12 protein-coding genes are annotated in these 17,815 nt (G+C 64.7%); 8 read left to right on the forward strand and 4 right to left on the reverse strand.

Annotated elements, in window-relative coordinates; translation table 11 throughout:
- Positions 1 to 3 precede the first annotated feature (3 nt).
- Entirely contained in the window at positions 4 to 5,547 is a 5,544-nt protein-coding gene (locus ACMUJL_RS13585; RefSeq protein WP_375573483.1) for an alpha-2-macroglobulin family protein, read from the reverse strand.
- A 157-nt stretch (positions 5,548 to 5,704) separates the two neighbouring features.
- On the opposite strand from ACMUJL_RS13585, the gene ACMUJL_RS13590 reads away from it, so the two are divergent.
- Positions 5,705 to 7,960, forward strand: coding sequence for a response regulator (locus ACMUJL_RS13590; protein ID WP_068291180.1), 2,256 nt, complete (start codon positions 5,705 to 5,707; stop codon positions 7,958 to 7,960).
- Between the two features lie 9 nt (positions 7,961 to 7,969).
- Here the strand turns inward: ACMUJL_RS13590 and yaaA are convergent, their stop codons facing one another.
- The 3 genes from yaaA to ACMUJL_RS13605 all read right to left on the reverse strand — a co-directional run bounded on the left by yaaA (position 7,970) and on the right by ACMUJL_RS13605 (position 11,209).
- A complete protein-coding gene (gene yaaA / locus ACMUJL_RS13595) occupies positions 7,970 to 8,746 on the reverse strand; it encodes a peroxide stress protein YaaA (protein ID WP_068291181.1) in 777 nt (258 codons plus the stop codon).
- A gap of 33 nt (positions 8,747 to 8,779) precedes the next feature.
- Positions 8,780 to 10,819, reverse strand: a complete 2,040-nt coding sequence (gene recQ / locus ACMUJL_RS13600; protein WP_068291182.1) for a DNA helicase RecQ — start codon at positions 10,817 to 10,819, stop codon at positions 8,780 to 8,782.
- A gap of 105 nt (positions 10,820 to 10,924) precedes the next feature.
- On the reverse strand, positions 10,925 to 11,209 hold the full coding sequence (locus tag ACMUJL_RS13605) for a YggT family protein (protein WP_068291184.1): 285 nt from the start codon (positions 11,207 to 11,209) through the stop codon (positions 10,925 to 10,927).
- Between the two features lie 142 nt (positions 11,210 to 11,351).
- On the opposite strand from ACMUJL_RS13605, the gene ACMUJL_RS13610 reads away from it, so the two are divergent.
- The 7 genes from ACMUJL_RS13610 (at position 11,352) to ACMUJL_RS13640 (ending at position 17,813) form a co-directional block, all read left to right on the forward strand.
- Entirely contained in the window at positions 11,352 to 11,903 is a 552-nt protein-coding gene (locus ACMUJL_RS13610; protein WP_068291187.1) for an acyl-CoA thioesterase, read from the forward strand.
- Between the two features lie 106 nt (positions 11,904 to 12,009).
- Positions 12,010 to 13,350: an MFS transporter gene (locus ACMUJL_RS13615; protein ID WP_375573477.1), complete on the forward strand. Its 1,341-nt coding sequence runs from the start codon at positions 12,010 to 12,012 to the stop codon at positions 13,348 to 13,350.
- A 26-nt stretch (positions 13,351 to 13,376) separates the two neighbouring features.
- Entirely contained in the window at positions 13,377 to 14,210 is an 834-nt protein-coding gene (gene mepA, locus ACMUJL_RS13620; RefSeq protein ID WP_068291321.1) for a penicillin-insensitive murein endopeptidase, read from the forward strand.
- A 23-nt stretch (positions 14,211 to 14,233) separates the two neighbouring features.
- Complete coding sequence (locus ACMUJL_RS13625; protein ID WP_375573475.1) at positions 14,234 to 15,187, forward strand: esterase-like activity of phytase family protein; 954 nt, start codon at positions 14,234 to 14,236, stop codon at positions 15,185 to 15,187.
- A 70-nt stretch (positions 15,188 to 15,257) separates the two neighbouring features.
- The gene (locus tag ACMUJL_RS13630; RefSeq protein WP_375573473.1) at positions 15,258 to 15,881 is read left to right on the forward strand and encodes a queuosine precursor transporter; all 624 of its coding nucleotides are present in this window, start codon (positions 15,258 to 15,260) and stop codon (positions 15,879 to 15,881) included.
- A 278-nt stretch (positions 15,882 to 16,159) separates the two neighbouring features.
- On the forward strand, positions 16,160 to 16,582 hold the full coding sequence (arfB, locus tag ACMUJL_RS13635) for an alternative ribosome rescue aminoacyl-tRNA hydrolase ArfB (RefSeq protein ID WP_068291190.1): 423 nt from the start codon (positions 16,160 to 16,162) through the stop codon (positions 16,580 to 16,582).
- 136 nt (positions 16,583 to 16,718) lie between these two features.
- Positions 16,719 to 17,813: a carboxynorspermidine decarboxylase gene (locus ACMUJL_RS13640; RefSeq protein ID WP_375573895.1), complete on the forward strand. Its 1,095-nt coding sequence runs from the start codon at positions 16,719 to 16,721 to the stop codon at positions 17,811 to 17,813.
- The last annotated feature ends 2 nt before the right edge of the window (positions 17,814 to 17,815 follow it).

Here is a 17,815-nt window from a genome sequence, read left to right on the forward strand (position 1 = left end):
GCGTCAATCCGTCACCACCACCCGACCCGATGCCGTCGTGGCCCTGTATTCGGGACGATACATGTCCTCGACCAGGGCCGCGGGATGATGGAAGACCCCGGGCGATATGGCGCGCACCACATAAGCCAGGGTGAAAGGCTGATCCGATTGCCAGTCCACCGCCGCAAGGAAACGGTCCGTGCGGAACTCGGCATGTTCGGCATAGGCCGGATCCAGCCAGTCCAGGGCTGCGATATCGCCTGCGCGCATCAGGTTGGGGTTGTCGATCTCGAACCCGGCGGGCAGGGCGTCGTTGATCATCAGCCGCGCGCCGCTGTCATCCGCAGGTGTCACCGTGAGAACGGTAACCATGCGCGTGCCGGCCCGAACCGCCGCAATCGAAAGCGGCTCACCCTCCATGCTGTAGTATTCGCGGCTTATCCTGTAGCCATAGCCGCTGGCCTCGGTCGCGCCTGCGGGGACCCCGTAGGTCGTCAGCGTCACTTCTGTCGGTGCGGATGCGGCATTGCGCAGGTTGAGAGGCGCAAGCGCCAGATCGGCGGCAGAGGCCCGCAGCACCGGTCCCGCGACGGGCAGGCCGTTCACCTCCAGCCCGCTCACGCCTGGATCGCGCACAAGGGCATGGGCCGCCAACAGCGACCAGGTGGCTTCCTGCGTCGAAAATGCGCGGTTGGCCGCCGCGATGCGCTGGCTGAGCGAGGCGGTATCGACGGCCGTACTGCCCGCTTCGACCGCCAGGGCCAGAACACCTGCGGTGTCGCGCAGGCCGCTGCCGTAATCGGCCCGCCAGATCGGCGTCTCGCCGGGGCTGGTCGCGGCGATCATGCGCCCGGCCTGCGCAAAAAGCCGGTCCGCGCGCGTCTGATCACCATAGAGTGCAAGCGCCGCCCCCAATTGCGCCACCGCAAGCGGGGTGGCCAGCGCCTCGGCCTTCTGGTCGGCATAGTAGCGCAGGTCGCCCATGTTTGCGGCGCCTTCGCGGGCCAGAACCATCAGCGCATAGGCAAGGTCTTCACCGCCGCTGTCGAAATCCGGGGCAAAGTTGATACGGTTGCGCAGGTTGTCCAGCGCTGCGGCAAACGCCTTTTCGGGCAGCGGGTGGCCCGCCGCGCGGGCGCGCGACAGAAGGTCGGTCACATAGGCATCCAGCCAGAAATCTCCCGAGCCCGCTTGCCACAGGCCAAAGGCGCCGTTCGCCGACTGGCGTGTCAGGATACGGTCAAGGCCCTGGTCGATACGGGTCCGAATGGCGGCCTGATCGCTCAGACCCAGGGCCTGCGCCATGCTGCCCATGGCCACAAGCGGCATGGTCTGGCTGGCGATCTGTTCGGTGCAGCCATAGGGGTAGCGGTCCAGCATGGCCAGCAGCGCCGGGGCATTGAGGCGCGCAAGCGGTCCCGCCGTCAGCGTCAGCGCCCCGGTTCCCGCCCTGAGCCCGTCAAGGCTGGAGGGGGCAAGGTCAAGCGCCTCGCCAGGGCCGAGCGTCAGGCGCAGGGTTGCGGATGTTTCAGGGTCGTTGGCCCGCACCGGCAGAACCAGGCTTTTCAGCAGTTGCCGCCCGTCCGGCGTGGTCAGGGCGATCCGCAGGCTGTGATCGCCGGGCATGTCGGCCTGGATCGGGATGGACAGGCTCTGCTTTGCACCCGCCGCCAGCGTCACGCCCGATGGAATGCTTGTGGTGTCCAGCAGAAGACCATCGGCGATGATGTCCAGGCCCATGCGGCCAGCGGGTCCGTCGGCATGGGTGATCTCCATCAGCAGGCGGCTGTCGTCGCCGGGTGCCAGAAAGCGGGGCAGGCTGGCTGTCACGACCACCGGATCGCGCACCAGCACGTCGGCCTCGGCCTGTCCCACGGCGCTGGCGGACCAAGCCACGGCCATCAGCCGCACGGTGCCGTTGAAGGCGGGCAGATCGAACCCGATCATGGCGCGCCCATCCGCGCCCACGGTCACGGGACCGCTGAAGAAGGCCAGCAGGTCTTCGGTTGGCGGTGGCGATTGCAGGCGCATCTGCGCGCTGGCGTCCCCGCCCGACCGCACCTGTCCCATCGCGCCATTCATGCCATCGATCAGACGACCGTAAAGGTCGCGCAACTCCATCCCCAGGCGGCGCTGGCCAAAGTAATGGGCCGCCGGATCGGGGCTTTGGAATCCTGTCAGGTTCAGGATGCCCAGGTCCACCGCCGCCAGCGTCACATGCGCCGTTTCGCCCGGTGCGACGCCCGCGACCGTGACGGCCACATCCAGCGGTCCGCGCGGATCGGCAGCCTGCGGCGCGTCGATGCCGACCGTCAGCCGTTTCGCACCCGGATCCACCCCGGCATGGGCCAGGCCCAGGGCGCGGGCGGGCATCTGTCCCGCAGCCACATCCATGGGCCGGATCACCGTGGCGCTGACATAGGCACCGGCCCCCCACTCGTCGGTGACATCCAGCGGGATCAGGTTCTCGCCTGCGTTCACCGCGATGGTCTGCATCTGGATCAAGCGGTTCGACATGACCGCGATACTGGCAAGGCCTGCCTGGCGCGGCACGATGCGCAGTACGGCGGTATCACCGCTGCGATAGCTGGGGCGGTCCAGCGACAGATTCAGAAGATCGGGGGTGGTTGCCGTATCGGCCGGTGCATACCATCCGGCATCGAACCCGATGGATGCGGCGGCATATGTACCATCCCGCGTTTCTACCACCAGTTCATGACGGCCCCAATCGACCGGGGTTGCAAGGGCAAGCGGTTCATCCCCAAGGACCGCCTCGCCACTGGCGACGCGGGTGCGGGTCGTGATCGGTTCCCACTGCCAGTCACCGAACTGCTGATACCACTGATACCGGGTCTCGACCCGGTTCACCGTCCAGCGGACGGCCAAGGGCGCAGGCGTCAGGTCCGGCGCAAGGCCGATCACGCGAAAGGCGGCTTCGGCCCCTTCGGGAAGGGTGTTGTCGAAGAGCGGGCGGATACCGATCATCGGGCCATCGGGTGTCAGGGCGCGGCGCAACTGGCGCTCAACGGGGCGGTTTGCGCCCTCGCTGACCCGTAGCGTGATCTGTGCCTCAAGCGGGCTGCCGGCGGCCTGTATCTCGGGCAAGGTCAGTGGCAGGGTTGCCGCACCGGCGGCATCGGTGCGGGCGGGATCAAGCGACCGGATGCGGGGGCTGACAGGATCGTCATGCCGTCCGAAACGGTAGAGTGGATAGGCGTCAAGCCGGTCCGTACCGCGCAGCAGAACCTCGCCCTCCACCGCAAGATCGGCACCGGGTGCGCCAAAGAGGTAGCGCGCCTGCACTGTCAGGGGCGGTGTGTCGCCACTGCGGATCTGGCCATCTGGCAGGGCCAGGTCGAAATCGATCCGTTCGGGCAGAAAATCCTCGACCAGCAGGGTGCGGCTGGACAGGGGGGCGGCGTCCACATCGGCCTTGATATCCAGACGCCATGTGCCGCGTGGCACGGCATCGCCCAGTTGCAAGGCAAAGACATGTCCGCCTGCCGTGTCCCGCGTGGACAGGGTTCTTGCATATTCAACGCCATCGGGCCGGGTCAGGATCGCGGTGATCGGCAGCCCTGTGATGGCTGACGCGGTGTCGTCGCGGGCCAGGACCGTCGCATGGATGACCTCGCCCACGCGGTAGGCGCCCCGGTCGATGGCCAGGAAGACGTCGATCGGCGGACTGGGTGGGCGGCCTTGCACACCGCGATCCGACAGATCGAAGGCGGGATCGGTCAGCGACAGAAAAGTCATGTCCTCGGGGATATCCGTCACCGAGGCCTGTTCGCCGCCGCTGCCGCCCAGTGTTCCGTAACGCACCACGACAAGGGCGGGCGCAGCCGATCCCGTACCCCGTGTCAGGCCGGGCGCAAAGCGCAGATACCCCTGTGCGTCGGTCTTCCCCTGCGCGATCACGGCATTGGCCCTGCTCAGCAGGCTGACCTCGGCCCCTTCCAGCGCATTCGCATCGGACAGGCGGCGCACGATCACATGCAGCCCATCGTTGCCCAGCATGGTCGAAACACCCAGATCCGACAGGACGAACCATTGCGTGGCGCCCGGGTCCTCGTAGGGATCACCACCGGGGATGCGCGCTGTCAAAGCATAGATCCCCGCAGGCATCCCGGCCAGCACATCGCCCAGTGGCAGCCGCGTCGTCATGTCCTGATTCAGGCTGTTCCTTGTCGTGCCGCTTCCGGTCCAGACCTCTTCGGCGATATCGGTGGCGAAATTGCGGGCCTGCCATTCGGGCAGGGTCGCGCCGAAATAGTTGTCCTGCATGGCGCGCAGCAGATTGCGGTCACTGACGCGCCGCAGGGTCAGGTCGATCTGGTCAAGGTTGACCGTCTGCACGGGCAGCGCCGCATCGGCACTGCGGGGCAACACATAGGCGCGTCCGGGAAAGACGATGCCGGGGCTGCGGTCGCGCACGTAAAGCGTCTGTTCGACATCGCGCAGCAAGGTCTCGCCGCTGGCGGCGGGCAGGCCCGCGCGCAACACGATCCGGTAGCGCGCCCCATGCCGCACACCGTCGACGCAAAGCTGCGATTCCTCGGCCACGACGGACAGCGTTGCATCCGGAAGACCCAGGAAAGGCGTGTAATCCTGCCCTGCCTTGATCAGCGTCTCCGAGAATTGCATGCAGATGCGCGGGGCTGCGGTATCGTTGTTCACGCTGTTGCCGGTGACGCGGAAGCCGTATTTGCCCACCGCATCTTCCAGCGCTGCGGCGATATCCGCGCGCGGCGCGATGGCTTGGGCCAAACGCAGGGCCGGGATCATGTCACGCCCGCGCCCGGCATTTTCCAGGCGCTCGGCCAGGACCTCCAGCGCGCTGGCCTGCGCCGCGGCGTTCCCGCTGCGCAGATAGCCGTTGATCGCGGCGCTGATCGCGCGCTCTTTCACGCGTCGCTGCTGGTCATAGGCGGCGGGGTTTATCCGCGCCAGCTGACGGGCATATTCCACCCACAAGTCGGACCGGTCCGTCAGGCTGGCGGCTGCGCCGATCCAATGCGCGGCATTGCCGGCATCGCCCGCATTGGCGCGCTCGAGCGCTGCCTGCAGGATCTGGTCCATGTCCAGCGCACCGGCCGGATGAAGAAAGCCGATCTCCTGCGCAAAGGCGCGTGCGCGCTGCAGCGTGGCGTCACCCAGGAATGCCAGATCGGCCGCGCGCGCGGCAGAGCTCTGCATCACGCCGGGATCGGTGCGCCGCAACTCGGCCGAGGTTGCTCCGACAAAGGTGCTCCGCGTCGTGACCCCGGTTTTCGGAAAGCAGGCGTTCGACCGGGTGTTGAAGGTGAATGCCTGGCACGCCGGATCGGCCAGGCAAATCGTGCGGCATGCGTCCAGCGTGGTGTCGAACTGGGGTTGAAGATCGCCACCCGGAAAATCCATGTCCTGCGTGACGATGAAGCGCGCGTCGGGCAGAAGGCCCTGTTCCCGGCCTTGCGCCTGGGCCTGGGGCGTCATGGCCGCCAACAGGACGGATAGACCCAAGGCGAGGCAGAGCCCAGGGAAACGGCCGAAACCGGTGCTGCGAGACAAGGCTGTCATGCGTTGCATGGGCGATCCTCCTCTTTTGCGGCATGGTGCATGGCGCGGGGGCATGGCGCAAGGATTCCTGCGCAGGGCATGGTTTGCGTTTACCGGGAATTCACCCCGTTGCGGGATGGTGCCGTGATGATCCAGGCTGTTGCCTCTGCATACGGAAAGACCAGGAATGAGCCTTGCCAACAAACTGGCTGAAGAACGGCGTGCCCGGCTTGCCGCAGAGCGCATGCTTGAACTGAAGCAGGCCGAACTTTTTGCCGCAAATCGCAAACTGGGTCGCCATGCGCAGGCCCTGTCGGAAGAAATCCATGAAACCCGTGCACGGGTGCAGACCGTGCAGGATGAAAACCGGCGCGTGAAGTCGGATCTGTCCGTGGCACATCAGAAGATCGAGATCGCGGAGCGTCGCCTGTGGCATTCGATCGAAACGATCCAGGACGGGTTTGCCTTCTTTGACCTCGACAATCGCATGATCGCTGCGAACCGGGCCTATCTGTCGGTCTTCGAGGACCTGGAGGAAGTGGGGCCGGGCGTGACCTATCCGCGTATCCTGCAACTTCTGACCGAAGAGGGGATCGTCAATATCGGCACGCAGGCCCCGGCCGAATGGCGCGCCATGATGCAGGCACGATGGGAATCGCCCGCGCCGGAACCCACGGTGATCCGTCTGTGGAACAACGAATACATCAAGCTGATCGACCAGCGTGGCAAGGGGGGCGATGTTGTCAGCCTGGCGCTGAACATCACCGAAACCGTCCGCTATCAGAAGGATCTGCGCCGCGCCCGCGAAAAGGCCGAAGCCGCCAATAGGGCGAAATCCGCCTTTCTGGCCAACATGAGCCATGAGATACGCACGCCGATGAATGGTGTCGTCGGCATGGCGGACCTGCTGGGCGAGACGCGGCTGACCGAAGAACAGCGGCTTTACGTCAACACCATCAAGACCTCGGGCGAGGCGCTGCTTGTCATCATCAATGACGTTCTCGATTATTCCAAGATCGAAGCGGAACGACTGACCCTGCATCCGGAACCATTCGATCTGGAACGCGCCATTCACGAGGTCATCATGCTGCTGCAACCGGCAGCGCGCCAGAAGGGGTTGGAGCTTCTGGTCGACTATGACCTCTTCATGCCCACCATCTTCACGGGCGATCCCGGTCGCATTCGTCAGGTCCTGACCAATCTCATCGGCAACGCGGTAAAGTTCACCCTGTCAGGCCATGTGCTGGTCCGCGTCGTGGGGATGCAGGCCGAGGGCAGCGATACCGGACAGGTACATGTCCTGATCGAGGATACGGGGATCGGTATATCGGCCGACAAGATCGAACATGTCTTCGGCGAGTTCAACCAGGTCGAGGACGAGCGGAACCGCCGGTTCGAAGGGACGGGGCTTGGCCTTGCGATCTCGCAAAGTCTGATCGGGCTGATGGGCGGCAAGATATGGGTGGATTCGCAGGTGGGGCGCGGCAGCGTCTTCGGTTTCCGCCTGGATCTGCCGGTGGTCGACAGCCTGCAAGGCGATCCGGCGACGGAACCTGTTGCGCCGGGGCGTGGCGTGGCGCGTGCGCTTGTCGTCGATCCGCTCGAGGTGAACCGCAGTGTGCTGACGCGTCAGATGCAGGCCTTGGGAGTTGCCGTTGTCGCCTGTTCCAGCGGCCAGGAGGCGTTGGACCTTCTGCCTGGCGGTTTCGATCTGATCCTGACAGAGCACAGCATGCCCGACATGGACGGGCTGGAACTGGCCGATGCCATACGTGACGCGGGCCATGCTGCGCCGATCCTTCTGTTCACCTCCAACGCGGGCTTTGCCGAACAGGATCCGGCGCATGTGCTGCTGCATGCCATCCTGCAAAAACCCGTGCCGCGCCGGCAGCTTTTCGCGGCGCTGGGCAACTTGCCCCTGCAACCTGCCGATACCGTCCCAGTGTCCGGGGTCGAGCCGGCTTCCGCCGCGGTGACAGTTGATCATGTCGGGCCGGATCATGACCTTCCGGGGCGCTTGATGCGGGTGCTTGCCGCGGAAGACAACCGGACGAACCAGTTGGTCCTGTCGCGCATGCTTCAACATCTGCAGATCGACCTGCGCTTTGCCGCTAACGGCAAGGAGGCGGTCGAGGCTTTTGCCGCCTTCAAGCCGGATCTCGTCTTCATGGATATCTCCATGCCTGAAATGGACGGCAAGGAAGCAACATCGCGACTGCGCGCCGGGGAAGAGGCAAGGGGCGCACCGCGCGTTCCCATCATCGCGATGACGGCCCATGCCATGGAAGGCGACCGCGAGGCGATCCTTGCCGCAGGTCTGGACGACTACCTGTCAAAGCCGCTGCGCAAGGCCGATCTGTTGGCGCGCATCCTGGCGCATTGCCCGCAAGGGGCTATCCCGCCCCAAACCATGCTGGAAGATGTCGCGGGACTTTCGGCGTGATTGCGTTGCTCAGGCGGCTTTTTCCGCCGCGACCGCGTCGCGCAGGAATACCCAGCGGTCACCCTCGCTCAGGTCCGGGCGATAGGCATAGCCGCCGGTGTCAAAATCCTGCAGGCCGTCCGGGTTGGTCAGGCGGCGCTGGATGATGAAGCGCGCCATCGCGCCGCGCGCCTTCTTGGCGTAGAAGCTGACGATCTTGGCCTCGCCGTTCTTTTCCTCAAGAAACACGGGCGTGATGACCCGCAGCTTCAGTGCGGACAGGTCCACCGCGCCGAAATATTCCTGGCTGGCGCAATTCACCAATGTGTCGGTGCCCAGCACATCGGCCTGCGCATTCAGCGCCTTTGCGATCCGGTCGCCCCAGTAATCATAAAGCGAACCGCCCCGCGCCGTTTTCAGGCGGCTGCCCATCTCCAGCCGGTAGGGCTGGATCGCGTCCAGCGGGCGCAGCACACCGTAAAGACCCGACAGGATGCGCAAGTGATCCTGGGCAAAGGCCATTTCATCCGCGTCCAGCGATCCGGCCTCGAGCCCCTGGTAGGTATCGCCGGCAAAGGCCAGGGCCGCGGGCTTTTCCTCCATTGTGCCGAAATCGCGGAACCTTTCGGCATTCAGCCGTGCAAGGCTTTCGCTGATCCCCATCAGCTTTTGCAGATCCTTGATGGTCAGATCGCGTGCCACTGTCGCCAGGCTTTCCGCGTCCTTCGCGAAATCGGGCCGTGTCGGGGTCAGGTCCGCAACCTCGGTCATGTCCAGCTTCTTGGCGGGCGAGACGGTGATCAGCATGGATTTCCCCTTTTCAGCAGCTTTGGGCGTGATCTAGCCCGCATCACGCAGCACGTCCAGAAAGGCAGGGCCGAAACGTTCCGCGCGCTTGTCGCCCAGCAGCCTTTCCATTTCGCGCGCATCGCGCGGGCGCAGTTGCGCGACCTTGGCCAGCAAGGCGGCAGAGCAACTCAGCGGTTTGTTCACCCCGTCGCTGCCGCGCGCCAGATCGGCCTGCGCGGCCAGCAGGCGGTCGTAAACCGAAGCCTCGGTCCGCCCGGCAATCTTGCGGCGGGCAGGGTGCATCTGCTCGACCGATCCGGTGATCACCTCCAGGAAGGTCGCGCCATAGCTTTCCAGCTTCTTGGCACCCACGCCGCCGATCCGCGCCATCGCATCCATCGTGGCGGGCCGGGTTTCGGCCATTTCGATCAGGGTCTTGTCGGTAAAGATCACATAGGCCGGCACGCGCGCAGCCTCGGCCAGTGCGCGGCGCTTGGCCTTGAGCGCGGACAGAAGCGGCGCGTCCTCGTCCGAGACAAGCGTTTTCACCGCCGGGCGGCGATCGGGCCTGGCCACGGAATCGCTGCGAAGGGTAATCGACGCCTCATCCCGCAGGATTGGCCGGGCGGCATCCGTCATGCGCAGCGCGCCATGGCGTTCGGGGTCGGGGCGGATCAGGTCATGACCCATCATCTGCCGGAAAATCGCCTGCCACTGCGGGCGGGAATAATCCTTGCCCACGCCGAAGGTGGGAAGCGCGTCATGCCCGCGCTCGCGCACCTTGTCGGTCGTGTTGCCGGTCAGGATGTCGATCAGGTGCCCCGCGCCGAACCATTCCTCGGTCCGCAGGATCGCCGACAACGCCTTGCGCACTGCCAGCGTGCCGTCAAACACCGCGGCAGGGCTGTCGCACAGGTCGCAGTTGCCGCAGGGCTCGGGCGTTTCGCCGAAATACCGCAGCAAGGTCTGGCGACGGCATTCCAGCGCCTCGGCCAGGCCCAGCAGGGCGTTCAACCGGGCATGATCGGCCATGCGTCGGTCGGGCGGGGCCAGACCCTCGTCGATCTGGCTGCGGCGCAGGCGGATGTCGTCGGGGCCATAAAGCGTCAGCGTTTCGGCTGGTGCACCATCGCGGCCGGCGCGGCCGATCTCCTGGTAATAGGCCTCGATCGACTTGGGCAGGTCGGCATGCGCGACCCAGCGGATGTCGGGCTTGTCGATCCCCATGCCGAAGGCGACCGTCGCCACGACGATCAGCCCGTCCTCCTGCTGGAACCGGGTTTCGGTGATGCGCCGATCCTCGGCTTCCATGCCGCCGTGATAGTGGCAGGCGCTATGCCCATCCTCGCGCAGCGCCTGGGCCAGCGTTTCGGTCTTGGCGCGGGTGCCGCAATAGACGATGCCGGATTGCCCCTTGCGCGCGGCGGCGAAGGACAGGATCTGGCGGCGCGGATTGTCCTTGGCGGCAAAGGCAAGGTGGATATTGGGCCGGTCGAAACCGCGCAGGAATTTCTGCGGGGCCTGCCCGTCGAACAACCGCGTGACGATCTCGTCCTGGGTTTCTGCATCCGCCGTTGCGGTGAAGGCTGCCAGCGGCACATCCAGCGCGCGGCGCAATGCGCCGATGCGCAGGTAATCGGGGCGGAAATCATGGCCCCATTGGCTGACGCAATGCGCCTCGTCCACCGCGATCAGGCTGACGCCCGCGCGTTGCAGCATCCCGAAAGACGAATGTGACGCCAACCGTTCCGGCGCGATGTAAAGCAGCTTGAGGCGCTTTTCCTCCAGCGCCAGCCAGACGGCGTCGGTCTCCTCGGGCGTGTTGCCGGATGTCAGCGCGCCCGCCTCGACGCCTGCCTCGCGCAGGGCGCGGACCTGGTCGCGCATCAGCGCGATCAAGGGCGAGATCACCACGGTGACACCTTCGCGCATCAGCGCGGGCAGTTGGAAGCACAGGGATTTGCCGCCCCCGGTGGGCATGATGGCCAGCACGTTGCGCCCCTGGGCCACGGCCTCCACGATCTCGGCCTGTCCCGGACGAAAGCCGTCAAAGCCGAAGATGTCGCGCAGCAGCGGGACGGCGCTTTGCATGGGACCCCCTGTCGGTCTGTCTATATCTGCTCTTTCCCGACTAATCCCACACCATGGGTTGTTGGGCAAGAGGGGGATAGACGCCTCAGGGGTGGAAAGAGGTGCTTAGCCCAGCAGGATGGCAGGCAGAATGAAATCGCGCAGCGAAATGACCGCGATGAAGGCCACAAGCGGTGCCAGATCCAGCGGGCTTGTGTCGGGCAGCACGCGGCGGATCGGGGTATAGATCGGTTCCAGCACACGGTTCAGTCCGGTCCAGAGCTGATAGACGAACTGCTGGTTCAGGTTCAGCACCTGGAAGTTGATCAGCCAGCTCATGATGATGTGGGCCAGCATGATGAAGAAGACCACATCAAGGATGAGGGCAAGGGTCTGGTAAAGCGCAATCATTCGGTCGGGTCCTCGGTTTGGGCTGCCCCACAGGTAAGCGCGTCGCGCCTTGGTGGCAAGGTCTGGCGCCATCCTGCCCCCACGTTCGGCTTGACGCGACGCCCCCGCTCCTCAAGTAACGGATCGCAATCAAGAGGCCGCCATGTATCCTGTCATACGCCTTGTCGCCGAATTCATCCGCTTTCGCCGCGCGCCCGCGCTGCCGCTGACCGGCACCCATGTCTCGCGTCACATGTGCCTGCCCTGGGACATCGATCTGTGGATGGAGCTGAACAACGGCCGCACCTTGACGCTTTATGACCTTGGGCGGTTGCCGCTGGCCAAGCGGGCGGGCCTGATCGGCGCGATGAAGCGCAATGGCTGGGGCCTGACCATGGCAGGGGCCATCGTGCGGTATCGGCGTCGCATCCGCATGTTCGAAGTGGTCGAGATGCGGTCCCGCGCCCTGTGCTGGGATGCGCGTTTCATCTATCTCGAGCAGTCGATGTGGAAGGCCGATGGCGAATGCGCCAATCACATCGTCTATCGCGCGGCCCTGACGGACCGGAACGGGATCGTCGCGCCCGGACAGGCCGCGCGCGCCATTACGGGGGACGCGGCATCGCCGCCGATGCCCGAGTGGATCGCGGCCTGGGTGGCAGCCGAGGACCTGCGCCCCTGGCCACCCATGCAGGATCTTCCTGCCAAAGGATGACCGCCACGGGCGAGGATTGACTTGCCACTGTCATGATTTGCTTGTCTTATCCGGCTCAATGGCCCGCCCGATGGGCCGACCGGGGGACAGCATGACGGCGATTTCAATGCGGCGACGCATCTGGGGCTGGTTTTTCTTCGACTGGGCCAGCCAGCCTTACAACACGCTTCTGATCACCTTCATCTTCGCGCCCTATGTCAAGGAACTCATGGGCGACGGCACCGCCGCGCAATCGGCATGGGGGTTCGGCATCGGTGCCGCGGGTTTCGTGATCGCGGTTCTGGCACCATTCCTTGGCGCGCTGGCCGACACATCGGGTAACCGGATGCGCTATATCTGGCTTTTCTCGGTCATGTATGTCTTCGGCGCCTTCGGACTGTGGTGGGCGGCGCCTGATGATTTCAACCTTGTGCTGACGCTGATCTTCTTCGCCATCGGCATGATCGGGATGGAGTTCGCGACGATCTTCACCAACTCGATGCTGCCCGACCTTGGCCCGCGCGATCAGATCGGGCGCATTTCGGGCAATGGCTGGGCCTTCGGCTATCTGGGCGGGATGGTCACGCTGATCATCATGCTGGCGCTGCTGGCGGAAAGCGCCACGACCGGCAAGACCTTCATCGGGATCGATCCGATCCTGGGCCTTGATGCCAGCCAGCGTGAGGGCACCCGCGCCGTGGGTCCGTTGACCGCGATCTGGTACATCGTCTTCATGATCCCCTTCTTCCTGTGGGTGCGCGATCCCAAGCCGGTGCGCGCAGCCCCTGGCGCGGTGGCCCGCGCCCTGCGCGAGGTGGTCGGCACCGTGCGCGCGCTGCCGCAGTCGCCTTCGCTTTTTGCCTATCTGGCCTCGTCCATGTTCTACCGCGATGCGCTGAACGGGATGTATGTCTTCGGCGGCATCTATGCGGCGGGCGTTCTGGAATGGTCGGTGGTGGATACCGGCGTCTTCGGGATCGTCGCAATCATCTCGGGCACCGTCTTCGCCTGGATCGGCGGCAAGGCGGATGACCGTTTCGGTCCGATGCGCGTGATCCGCGCCTGCATCCTGGTGCTGACCTTCGTGGCCATTTCCATCGTCTTCGTCTCGCGCGACAGCGTCTACGGCATGCCGGTCGATGCGGCCTCGAAGTTGCCTGACATCACCTTCTATGTCCTTGGCGCGCTGATCGGCGCGGCGGGTGGCGTGATCCAGGCGGCCAGCCGCACCATGATGGTCCGCCAGGCCAATCCCGACCGCATGACCGAAGCCTTCGGCCTCTATGCGCTGGCGGGCAAGGCCACGTCGTTTATTGCACCTCTGTCCATCGGCATCATGACGGCGGTCACGCAAAGCCAGCAGTTGGGCGTAACCCCGCTGATCGTGCTTTTCCTTCTGGGCCTGTTCTTGCTAGGCTGGGTCAAACCGGATGGAGATGGAAAGGCATGGGCCGCGCGCGCTACCTGACACTGACGATTGCCCTTTTTCTGAGTATGGCGCTGGCGGATGCAGCAGGCGCACAGGCGGCCAAGCAACTCTTCGGAGCGCAACGCACCCCCGCCGCCGCGCAGCCCGCGCCATTTGGCGGCTATGCCAAGGGCTGCATCGCGGGCGCCGTCGAATTGCCGGAAACCGGGTCCACATGGCAGGCCATGCGCCTGTCGCGCAACCGCAACTGGGGCCATCCCGACACCATTGCCTTTCTCAAGGATCTATCGGCGCAGGCCGCGCGCCAGCCCGGCTGGAGCGGCCTTTATATCGGCGACATCAGCCAGCCGCGCGGTGGTCCGATGCTGACCGGGCATGCCAGCCACCAGATCGGGCTGGATGCCGATATCTGGATGTTGCCGCCCCAGCGCCTCAACCTGTCCCGCAACGAGCGCGAGAATATCTCGTCGATCTCGCTGCGTCGGGCGGAAGGGGCCTATGTCAATTCCAGCTGGACCCGCCAGCATCACGAGGTCATCAAGGCCGCGGCATCCGATCCACGCGTGGCGCGGATCTTTGTCTTTCCGGGCGCCAAGGTGCAGATGTGCAAGGACGAACGCGGCGATCGTGCCTATCTGCGCAAGATCCGGCCATGGTATGGGCATCACTACCATTTCCATGTGCGCCTGAACTGCCCGCGCGGTGCGCGCGGCTGTCTGGATCAGGACATGCCGCCACCCGGTGACGGCTGTGACGAGGCGCAGGGATGGGTCAACAACATCCTCAACCCGCCGCCGCCCAAGCCACGTGATCCGAACGCACCCAAACCCAAGCCGCGCCGTGATCTGACCCTGGCCGATCTGCCCGATCAATGCGCTGCCGTGTTGCGCGCGCGCTAAGACACGTAGCCCAGGACTTGCGCTTGTTCCGAAAACCAAAATCAGGCTCAGGCCTGCGCAAGGGCCTGTTGGCGCTGGTGGCCCTTGGCGCGCTGGGCCTTGGCCTTGGTCTGGCCAGCGACGCAGGCCAGATGGGCGGCGTGACCTATCTGGGCAGTTATCGCTGGAAGATCGATGATCCCGCCTTTGGCGGGTTCTCGGCCATCGAACTGGATGATGCGGGCGCGCGGTTCATCGCGCTGACCGACAAGGGGCATCTGCTTGAGGGGCAGTTGATCCGCGATGCGGCAGGGCGTCTGCAAAAGGTCGATGCGGGCCCTCTTGTCGCGCTGCGTGATGTGGAAGGTGCGATCCTGGGCAAGCGGGCGTCGGATTCCGAAGGGCTGGCCGTTGCGCCGCAGGGGGGCTTCTACGTCTCATTCGAAGGCCAGCACCGCATACGCCGCTACACCGCCCCCGATCAGCCCGCGCAACGGGTGACCGGGCATCCCGATTTCGCGAACATGCAGATGAACTCCTCGCTCGAAGCCTTGGCCATCGACGCGCGCGGGCATCTTTTCACGCTGCCCGAACGCTCGGGCGCGCTGGACCGGCCCTTTCCGGTCTACCGCTTCGACGGGCAGGGCTGGGACATTCCCTTCAGCCTGCCCCGCAGTGCGGGGTTTCTGCCGGTCGGCGCGGATTTTGGGCCCGATGGCTGGTTATACCTGCTGGAGCGGGCCTTGACCGGGCCGGGCTTTCGCAGCCGGGTGCGCCGCTTCGACATCGCCGGGGACCAGGTGCGCGCAGAAGAGGTCCTGTTCCAGACCCGCACCCGACAGCACGACAACCTCGAAGGGATCTCTGTCTGGATGGACGGGCAGGGGCGTATCCGGCTGACCATGATCGCCGATGACAATTTCAAATTCTTCCAGCGGACGGAACTTGTCGAATATGCCGTCACGCCCCCTCTTGCCAGCGCGTCGGACAGGCAGTAAACGGCGGCCTTCGATCTCATTGCCCCGCACGGGGCCAAGTCGCCGCAACCTTGTCAAAACGGGCACACACATGAACCGCACCCATCTTCCCGGCATTCTTGCCATGGCCGCCATCGTCGTGGCCTCGAACATCCTTGTGCAATTCCTCTTCGGTCAATGGCTGACCTGGGGGGCTTTCACCTATCCGCTTGCCTTTCTTGTCACCGATGTGATGAACCGCGTCTATGGCGTGGGCCCGGCCCGTCGCGTGGTCTTTGTCGGTTTCATCGTGGGCGTCATCTGCTCGCTGATCGGCACGCAGATCATGGGCGAATTCGGCCCGCTGGTCACGCTGCGCATCGCCATCGGCTCGGGCCTGGCCTTCCTCACCGCGCAGCTTCTGGACGTGGCGATTTTCGACCGCCTTCGCGAGGGCCGCTGGTGGCGCGCGCCGCTGGCCTCGACGCTGATCGGCTCTTCGGTGGATACGGCGATCTTCTTCACCATCGCCTTTTCGGCCAGCCTGTCCTTCATCGAGCCGGCCAATGACGTGTCCTGGGCGGGTGAGGTTCTTCCCCTTCTGGGGGTCGGCCCCATGGCCCCGCTCTGGGTGTCGCTGGCCGTGGCCGACTGGGGCGTCAAGCTTTTGCTCGCTTTGGCGGCACTTGTGCCCTTCCGCATCATCGTGGGGGCGCTTGCACCGCGCACCACATGATTTTGTTTTGACATCCTCCGAAATTGTGGCAACCTGACCTCAGGCGAAACAATTGAAAGGAGGTGCTCTAGTGTCTAACGGGATATTGGAGAGAGGTGTCGGAACAGTTCGGGGGGCGCAGTCCTGAGGCAGCCCTTGGGGATGCAACATCCGAATTGGTGAGAGCCTAACCGGCCCCACCTCCGTAAATCTCAGAGGGCCATCCGCAAGGGTGGCCCTTTCTGTTTGCCCACCGTCCGCGCTATGGTCGGGCGGATCATTCGACAGGACAGGCCGGCATGCTGCGGATCAACGACGACATCGCGATCGAGGATTGGGAACTGACCGAACAGTTCATCCGCGCCAGTGGTCCCGGCGGGCAGAACGTCAACAAGGTGTCCTCGGCGGTCGAGTTGCGCTTCGAGGCGGAACGCTCGCCCCATCTTCCGGGGCCGGTCAAGACACGGCTGCGGCGGCTGGCCGGGCGGCGCTGGACCAAGGATGGCGCGATCGTCCTGCAGGTCGATGAAACCCGCAGCCAGGTCCGCAACCGCGAGATCGCGCGCGACCGTCTGGCCGATCTGATCCGCGCCGCGCTTGTCGCGCCCAAAAGGCGGGTTGCGACCAAACCCACCTTCGGATCGGTCAAGCGGCGCATCAAGGCCAAGAAAGTGCGCGGCGAGGTCAAGGCGATGCGCGGCCGGGTGGACGGGGAAGAGTGACCGCAAGGTCACGACCGGGTTTTCTGTTACCAGAATTTCACTTGATATGCGGGGCGATTGCCCCTATCCACCCGCTTCCTGTTTCGATACCCGCCCGTTGATCCTTTGGGCCGCTATTCTGGGGGAAGGCACGATGCTGCACACGCCTTACTACCTGATCGACAAGGCACATCTGCTGCCCAACATGGAAAAGATCGCGCATCTGCGCGAAGCCTCGGGTGCCAAGGCGCTGCTTGCGCTGAAGTGCTTTGCCACATGGTCGGTCTTCGACATGATGTCCGAATACATGGACGGCACCACCTCAAGTTCGCTGTTCGAACTGAAGCTTGGGCGCGAGAAATTCCCCGGTGAAACCCACGCCTATTCCGTGGCCTGGGCCGATCACGAGATCGACGAGGTTCTGGCCAATTCCGACAAGGTGATCTTCAACACCGCCGGACAGTTGACCCGGTTCGAAGAGGTCAGCCGCGGCCATGTCCGCGGTCTGCGCGTCAATCCCGGCGTGTCCACCTCCAGCTTCGATCTGGCCGATCCCGCGCGCCCCTTCAGCCGTCTGGGCGAACATGACCCCGCGGTGATCGAACCAGTGCTGGACATGGTCAGCGGCTTCATGTTCCACAACAATTGCGAGAATGCGGATTTCGACCGTTTTGACGCGATGCTGGGCAGTATCGAACAGCGTTTCGGCCACCTGATCCGCAAGATGGAATGGATCAGCCTTGGTGGCGGCATCCATTTCACCGGCGAAGGCTATCCGCTGGACCGTCTGGCCGAACGCCTCAAGCAGTTCGCGGGCCAGAACGAGGTGCAGGTCTATCTGGAACCCGGCGAGGCGGCGATCACCAAATCGACCACGCTGGAACTGACCGTTCTGGACACGCTCTACAACGGCAAGAACCTGGCGATCGTCGACAGCTCGATCGAGGCGCATATGCTGGATCTGCTGATCTACCGCGAAAGCGCCAAGGTCGCCCCGAACGAGGGCCCCGAGGAATGGATGATTTGCGGCAAGTCCTGCCTGGCCGGTGACATCTTCGGCGAATTCCGTTTCCCGCAGCCGCTGAAAGCGGGCGACCGCATCAGCATTCAGGACGCCGCCGGTTACACGATGGTCAAGAAGAACTGGTTCAACGGCGTCAAGATGCCCGCCATTGCCATCCGCGAACTGGATGGCACCGAGCGGCTGGTGCGGGATTTCGGCTACGACGATTTCGTGGCCGCCCTCTCGTGATC

The organism is Seohaeicola sp., assembly GCF_048006315.1.
Lineage (GTDB): Bacteria > Pseudomonadota > Alphaproteobacteria > Rhodobacterales > Rhodobacteraceae > Seohaeicola.